The following is a 6,441-nucleotide window of genomic DNA, read 5'->3' on the forward strand; positions in this document are numbered from 1 at the left end:
AACTCCAGGTCCCCGCCATCACCAACGGCATGGGTCGCGGCACGGTCCCCGGCGGGCACCCGCTGCTGGTGACGAAGGCGCGCGGGACCGCCGTCGGCACCTGCGACCTGGCGATCGTCGTCGGAACGCCGCTGGATTTCCGGCTCGGTTACGGCCGCTTCGGGGGTCGGGACGGGGCACCCGACGCGCAGGTCGTTCACATCGCCGACAGCCCGGGGCAGGTGTCGGCGCACGCGAGCCTCGCGGGCTCGGCGTCCGGCGACCTCACCTCGTGCCTGGACGGAATCCTCGCCGCACTGCCCGCCCGGCCCCACACCGACGACTGGGTGAACCTGCTGCGCAGCGAGGTCGACGCGGCGACGGCCCGCGATGCGGTGTTGCTCGGCGCAGATTCCGACCCGATCCACCCGGCCCGCATCTACGGCGAGCTGCTGCCGCGACTGGCCGACGACGCGGTCGTCATCGGCGACGGCGGCGACTTCGTCTCGTTCGCAGGCAAATTCGTCGAGCCGAAGCGGCCCGGCCAGTGGCTCGACCCGGGCCCGTACGGGTGCCTCGGCGCCGGCCTGGGCGCGGCGATCGCCGCGCGCATCGCGCGCCCGTCGAGCCAGGTGGTCCTGTTGCTCGGCGACGGCGCCGCCGGCCTGTCGCTGATGGACGTCGACACACTCGTCCGGCACAAGCTGCCGGTGGTGATCGTCGTCGGCAACAACTCGGCGTGGGGGCTGGAGAAGGGACCCATGCGGTTGCTGTACGGCTACGACGTCGCCGCAGATCTGGCGCCGGAGACCCGGTACGACGAGGTGGCGACGGCACTCGGTGCGGTCGGTGAACTGGTCCGTGACCCACGGCAGATCGGGCCGGCGCTGGATCGGGGTTTCGCGGCGGACGTTCCGTATCTGATCAACGTGCTGACCGACGTCGAGGCCGCGTATCCGCGTGCGACAACCGGGATCTGACGAAAAATACCCCTCAAATAACAACTGACCGCAGCGATTGATTCAGCTGCGGTCAGCGGTATCGATACGGTAACAGGTGCCCTCCCGACGACGGAACCTGATGACCCGTGAAGTGAGTCACACCTAAGTTTGTGGGCTCGGCTTCCGGGTACGGCCTACCGGATTCCCTCCCAGAGCACGCGCATGTCGGCGCCCGGATCCTCCAGCTGCCCGGACTCCGCGCCGAAACACATCACCGTGCGGGACTCGCCGTACGGACTCCAGCCGGGCCCGCCCGTGCTCACGAACGACACCCACGCCCGGTGCATGTCGTCGGCCAGCACCTGCGGCGGATGCGGTCCGGTGAGCCGCTGGGCGCCGTCGGCCGCGAGGTTGTCGAACGTGAAACCGAGCTCTAGCGCATGGGTCGCCCCCAACCGGCCCTCGAACAGGCTCGACGGCCACTCGAACCGATACACGTAGGTAGACAGGAGCTGCACCGTGCGTGCCTCCGCGACACGCAGCGCCGGGATGAGGAACATCCAGTCACCGAGGACCGCGGTCATCAACTGACCCGGCGTCGCATCCGGCCGCGACTCCCGGTAGGCGGCGAGGGCGGCCTCCACGTCGAGTCCGTACGCGCCCACCATCATCCGCAGCACGTCCTCGTCGATGCCCTGATCGACACCACCCGGCACGAGGAACAGGCTGTACTCGTCGGCGTTCGTTCCGATCAGGACATCGACGTCGGACGACGCGCCGGCCACGATCCGGTCGATCGGCCGCCCGGGCAGCACCGCCCCGTCGACACACGGTTCGAACGGCATCGAGTCGGCGGCCACCTCGCCCCACTGCTGCGGGTCGGGCTCGGCGAGGATCCGGCGGGCCAGCGCCTCCTGCGCCTCCACCAGGTCGGCGGGGTCGATGCCCGCGAAGCCGTCGCGGGTCGGTTCGACCCCAAGGTCCTCCGCGAGGGCCGCGGAGATCCGCTTGGCCGTGGCAAGGGACATCGCGGAGTGCCCCGCGCCGCTCTGCGCGATCGCGCGCCGGAACAGGCCCTCGGCATCCGGCATCGCCACCAGCGACATCACGCTCATCGCCCCCGCCGACTCGCCGGCGACGGTCACCAGGTCCGGGTTGCCACCGAAGGCGGCGATGTTCTCGCGCACCCAGCGCAGTGCCGCGACCTGATCGAGCAGACCCCGGTTCGCCGGAGCGCCCTCGAGGTACGCGAAGCCTTCGGCGCCGAGCCGGTAGTTGATCGACACGAACACCACACCGTCGCGCGCGAACGCACCGCCGTCGTAGAGCGGCACCGCGCTGCTGCCGTGGACGAATGCACCACCATGGATCCACACGAGCACCGGCAACGACATTTCGAGGTCGGGCGTCCAGATGTTGAGGGTGAGGATGTCCTCGCCCGGAATCGAGACCTCCGACAGCAGCCGGTCCAGCGGCGGACGGTAGGGCGGTTTCGGCGCGGTCGGACCGAACTCGAACGCGTCCCGCACCCCGTCCCAGGGCTGTGCGGGTGCGGGCGCCGCGAACCGCAGATCGCCGAACGGCGGGGCCGCGTAGGGGATCCCCTTGAACACGGAAATTCCGCTGCTGGTCGTCCCACGCACCCGCCCCAGCGTTGTCTCGACGATGGGCTCCATCCGTGGCTCCTCGCGACCGTTTCGGTTTGGCGACGTCATCTTTGCATCCCGACCGGCACGGGGTCGGGAAAACGTCGGGGCGACCCGAAGATTCGCTCGAGGCGCCGCAACATCAGGACCGTGACGAACGGCAGCACCACCAGACTCGCATAGATCGACAAGCCCAGCACCCCCACGAGACACAGGCGCAGCGTGCTCAGGTGGTCGAGATTCGTGAGTTCCTCGCTCGCAATGCCGGTCGCAGGCACGAACAGGAACAGCACCCCGGCCGCCGACAGCCACCGATAGCGATGCCCGGTGGCGGCCAGCAGACCGCCGGGAACCATTGCGGCCGCATAGAGCAGCACGATGAACAGCGACCCGCCCCACGAGAAGCCCGGCTCTCCCCCGACCGCAAGAGTGGCCGCACGCATCAGGATTCGTGACACGACACCGACCAGCACCCCGGCTGCCAGAGCCGACGACAATCCGACGATCAGCGCACGCACCATGCGTCCCCCCCAGACCTACGACGAGCGCTCATGCTAACCGGACACCGGAATTCGCGCGCGGCTTAGCACTTCCCGGCGACCGAAGCGTCAGGGGACCCGCTCGGGTTCCCGCGGCACGGTGAACACCCGATCGACGACGGGCCGCAACACGACGATCGCCGTCGTCACGATCAGGACCCCGAGAGCGAAGCCGGACAGCACGTCGTGCGCGTAGTGCACGCCCACCATGAGACGGGAGAAACCGAGGAGTACAGCGACGGGCGCCGCGAACCAGAAGATGCGGGGTACCGCGAGAATGCAGGCGGTCGCGAGGGACGCGGCGATCACCGAATGGTTCGACGGCCACGACCAGTCCCCGATCGCAGGGCACTCGAGGACCGTGGTCACGTTCGACGCCCGGCACGGACGGGGTTCGGTGATGACCAGTTTCACGGCCTCACTGGTCAGGTACGCGACGACCGCACCGGCTCCGCCGGCGACGAGCGTCCCGAAGGCCCGGCGATCACGCTGCCACGTCCGGACGGCCAGGACCGCGAACGTCGCGACCAGGACGAGGGGTCCCTTCTCCGCGACGACGGCGGCGAGCGGTGCGAGGGGTGAGGGCCCGATCGTGCCGGCGACCGCGCGATAGACGGAGTCCCTGAGCGGGACGGCGACAAGGGCGAGGAGGGCCAGGGAGACGGCCGTCGCAAGCGCAGCGGCGAGTGTCGACCGGGTGACGTGTGCAGGTCCGGGCGGTGAACCCTCCTCGAAATTCATGACACGACGCTACCGAGTCCCTGCACGGGTCGCAGAAGCCCGGCCGGTGGGTCCCGGGCCGTGCCAGGTCAGAAGCTCAGGTCGTCGCCACCCGGCCCGGGGTCGAGCGTGGGGTCGTGATCACCCGGATCGAGGCCCTCGTGGTCGAGGTCTTCGACGACGGTCCAGCCGTAGTCGCCGTGCGGACCGAGCGGGTCCGTGTCGGTGTCGTCGCCGAGCAGAATCGAGTCGGCGCCGAGGTCGTCGTCACCGATGTTGTCGATGTCGTCGTCGGGAATCAGATCGAGGCCGATTTCCGGAGTGTCCGGATCCGTGGCGATCTCGAGGATGCGATCCCACAACTCCTCCAGCAACACGGGGATCGTGTCGTTGCGATCCAGGCCGAGCATCTCCCACAACGACGGATCCTGTTTCCCGGTCATCGCTCCCCCCTTTCCCCGATGCCACACGAGACCCCGCGGTGCAGGGTCCGCACGGACACCCTGGTGCAGTCGTACGGATGAACGCGGTCGCATTCACGTCTCGGGTTCGATGCGCGGGACATCCGGAATGTTCCCGACCGTTGCGAACCAATCCGACCGCCAAGATCCTTGGGGTGATCTGCGTCACATTCCCGACTGCGTCGACCCGGTGCCAGCTGCGGTTTCCCCACCCGAACGCGGTCGCGGCGAAAAAGTCGGCGCTGCACCGGAACCTTCCCGCGGCTCGGCCCCTCCTATCTGCAACACCCGACGAGCGAAAGGCAGCACCGACATGGCGAACCGCGACTCCTTCTCCGACGTCATCGGCTCGAGCACCACGAGTCGCCAGGACTCGCAGTCCACGACGAGCGACCGCTCGGACTCCTCCTACGGCAACAACTCGTCCTTCGACAGCGACGCCTCCTACGGCTCGTCCTCGGCCGCTCAGGAAGGCTCGACCAGCTACGAGTCCTACGAGCGGTACGAGCGGTACGAGACCTCCGGCTCCTCCAGCTCGGACTCGTCCTACGGTTCCTCGGCGGCCTCCGGCTCGGATTCCTCCTACGGCAATCGCTCGTCCGCCTCCGATTCGTCCGACAGCGCGTCGTCGGCCTCCGCCTCGAACAGCAACGCGGTCAGCACGGGCTCCACCTCGACCGACAGCCTCGGCGCCGGCCGGCCGGTCCTGCTCGACGAGTTCACCGATCCCGACGGCGCCCTCGTCCAGGAGTACGACACCGACGGCGACGGTATCGCCGACACCGGACTCGTCGACCTCGATGCCGACGGCACCGTCGATCTGATCGGGATGGACACCGACGGCGACGGTCTCGTCGACGCCAACGCCGTCGACATCGACGGTGACGGCACCTTCGACGCAGCCGTCTTCGATTTGAACGCAGACGGTTCGGTCGACGCGACGGTGGACCTGCACACCGGTGCGGTCGACTTCGACGGTGACGGAGTCGCCGACGACTACGTCGACACCAGCGCGTTCGATTCCGGTGCGTCCTCGGGCGGGGACCACTCCGACCTGGTTTGACACCCCGACCCATCCGAACCCGAGGAGTTCCCCGTGGCCGCTTCGACCGATCCGTTCGGCGTGGACCTGTCCGCACTCGACACCGCATCCGGCACCGGAAGCTCTTCCGTCCCGCCCGATTCCGATCCGATCCCGGCAGTACCGCCGTCGGCCTCGCTGGGGTCCCTGGCCGAGGGACTGCGGACGCAACCCGGAACGGCCGCAACGGAATCCGAACCATCCGCGCCTCCGCTGGGTTCGCTGACCGACCAGCTGCGCTCGCCCGAGTCCCTCCCCGGATCCGAACCTGCTGCGCCGCAACCGAGCTCCGTTCCGGTGCCGTCCCCGGACTCGCCGAACGCGCAGGATCGGATCCACACCGGCTACGGCACGGTCGACGCACCGCGGGACGGCGAGCTGTCGTCGACCACAGTCACCCCGGACGGTGTCGTGCAGACCGCGAACGACCTGAACGGTGACGGCGTCGTGGAATCGGTCGAGGTCGAGCTCGCCGACGGAAACCGCGTGGTCTACGGGGACACCGACGGTGACGGTACGGCCGACGAGAGCTACACGTCCGCTGACGGCATCGTCGATCCGGCCTGAGCCGATCCGACCCGAGTGCAAAGGGGCACACACCATGGTGACCGGTGAGAACATCGACGATCTCATCGCGGCGGCGGATGTGGCCGCCGACGATCGGGAACGTGGCGTAGCGGTCGAGCGTCTGGCCGCGCTCGGCGTCGAACGTCTCGATGCACCACCCGGCATTGCGTTCGATCCGACGCTGCATCGCGCGGTCTCGCTCGTCCCGGCGTCCTCACCGGCCGACGAGAACACGATCGACGCGACGGTGCGACCCGGGTGGCGCCTCGGGCCGGACATCCTGCGGTTCGTCGAGGTGGCCGTGAAGGTTCCGCCGTCGCGCTGCGCGCAGCAGCGATAAGCGGCGGGCGACAACCGATCCTGCGGACGCCATCCGGCGCGCTATAGGCTCCGCACGGTTGTCGCGCCGGCAGGGCGTGGCAGATCAGAACTCCGAGAGGGAAAGCGAAAGATGAGCTGGGTCCTGGCGGTCGACTTCGGCACCTCCAACACCTCCGCCGCACACCG

At 68.9% G+C, this 6,441-nt stretch carries 8 protein-coding genes; 4 read left to right on the forward strand and 4 right to left on the reverse strand.

The features are described from left to right. Nucleotides 1-959: thiamine pyrophosphate-dependent enzyme (locus I0Q12_RS34425; protein ID WP_231611768.1), on the forward strand; the 959-nt coding region annotated here is incomplete at its 5' end. A 155-nt stretch (nt 960-1,114) separates the two neighbouring features. On the opposite strand, the gene I0Q12_RS30710 is transcribed toward I0Q12_RS34425, so the two are convergent. The 4 genes from I0Q12_RS30710 to I0Q12_RS30725 form a co-directional block, all read right to left on the reverse strand. Further along, nucleotides 1,115-2,596, reverse strand: a complete 1,482-nt coding sequence (locus I0Q12_RS30710; RefSeq protein WP_197257725.1) for a carboxylesterase/lipase family protein — start codon at nt 2,594-2,596, stop codon at nt 1,115-1,117. A 35-nt stretch (nt 2,597-2,631) separates the two neighbouring features. Next, nucleotides 2,632-3,087, reverse strand: a complete 456-nt coding sequence (locus tag I0Q12_RS30715) for a hypothetical protein (protein ID WP_197257727.1) — start codon at nt 3,085-3,087, stop codon at nt 2,632-2,634. Between the two features lie 87 nt (nt 3,088-3,174). Further along, nucleotides 3,175-3,846, reverse strand: coding sequence for a phosphatase PAP2 family protein (locus tag I0Q12_RS30720; protein WP_197257729.1), 672 nt, complete (start codon nt 3,844-3,846; stop codon nt 3,175-3,177). Nucleotides 3,847-3,914: 68 nt separating this feature from the next. Then, nucleotides 3,915-4,268, reverse strand: a complete 354-nt coding sequence (locus I0Q12_RS30725; RefSeq protein ID WP_197257731.1) for a hypothetical protein — start codon at nt 4,266-4,268, stop codon at nt 3,915-3,917. 331 nt (nt 4,269-4,599) lie between these two features. Between I0Q12_RS30725 and I0Q12_RS30730 the strand changes: the two genes are divergently transcribed. The 3 genes from I0Q12_RS30730 to I0Q12_RS30740 are packed head-to-tail and all read left to right on the forward strand — an operon-like array spanning nt 4,600 to nt 6,274. Next, a complete protein-coding gene (locus I0Q12_RS30730) occupies nt 4,600-5,349 on the forward strand; it encodes a hypothetical protein (protein ID WP_197257733.1) in 750 nt (249 codons plus the stop codon). Between the two features lie 33 nt (nt 5,350-5,382). Next, a complete protein-coding gene (locus I0Q12_RS30735) occupies nt 5,383-5,934 on the forward strand; it encodes a hypothetical protein (protein WP_197257735.1) in 552 nt (183 codons plus the stop codon). 34 nt (nt 5,935-5,968) lie between these two features. Then, complete coding sequence (locus I0Q12_RS30740) at nt 5,969-6,274, forward strand: nucleotide exchange factor GrpE (RefSeq protein ID WP_197257738.1); 306 nt, start codon at nt 5,969-5,971, stop codon at nt 6,272-6,274. Nucleotides 6,275-6,441 lie beyond the last annotated feature (167 nt).

This window comes from Rhodococcus sp. CX, from assembly GCF_015865005.1.
GTDB lineage: Bacteria > Actinomycetota > Actinomycetes > Mycobacteriales > Mycobacteriaceae > Rhodococcus.

What these genes read in the sequence shown, in the direction of transcription:
- I0Q12_RS30720 (WP_197257729.1), bottom strand. Translation starts at nt 3,846, where the DNA reads ATGAATTTCGAGGAGGGTTCACCGCCCGGACCTGCACACGTCACCCGG.
- I0Q12_RS30725 (WP_197257731.1), bottom strand. Translation starts at nt 4,268, where the DNA reads ATGACCGGGAAACAGGATCCGTCGTTGTGGGAGATGCTCGGCCTGGAT.
- I0Q12_RS30710 (WP_197257725.1), bottom strand. Translation starts at nt 2,596, where the DNA reads ATGGAGCCCATCGTCGAGACAACGCTGGGGCGGGTGCGTGGGACGACC.
- I0Q12_RS30730 (WP_197257733.1), top strand. Translation starts at nt 4,600, where the DNA reads ATGGCGAACCGCGACTCCTTCTCCGACGTCATCGGCTCGAGCACCACG.
- I0Q12_RS30740 (WP_197257738.1), top strand. Translation starts at nt 5,969, where the DNA reads ATGGTGACCGGTGAGAACATCGACGATCTCATCGCGGCGGCGGATGTG.
- I0Q12_RS30715 (WP_197257727.1), bottom strand. Translation starts at nt 3,087, where the DNA reads ATGGTGCGTGCGCTGATCGTCGGATTGTCGTCGGCTCTGGCAGCCGGG.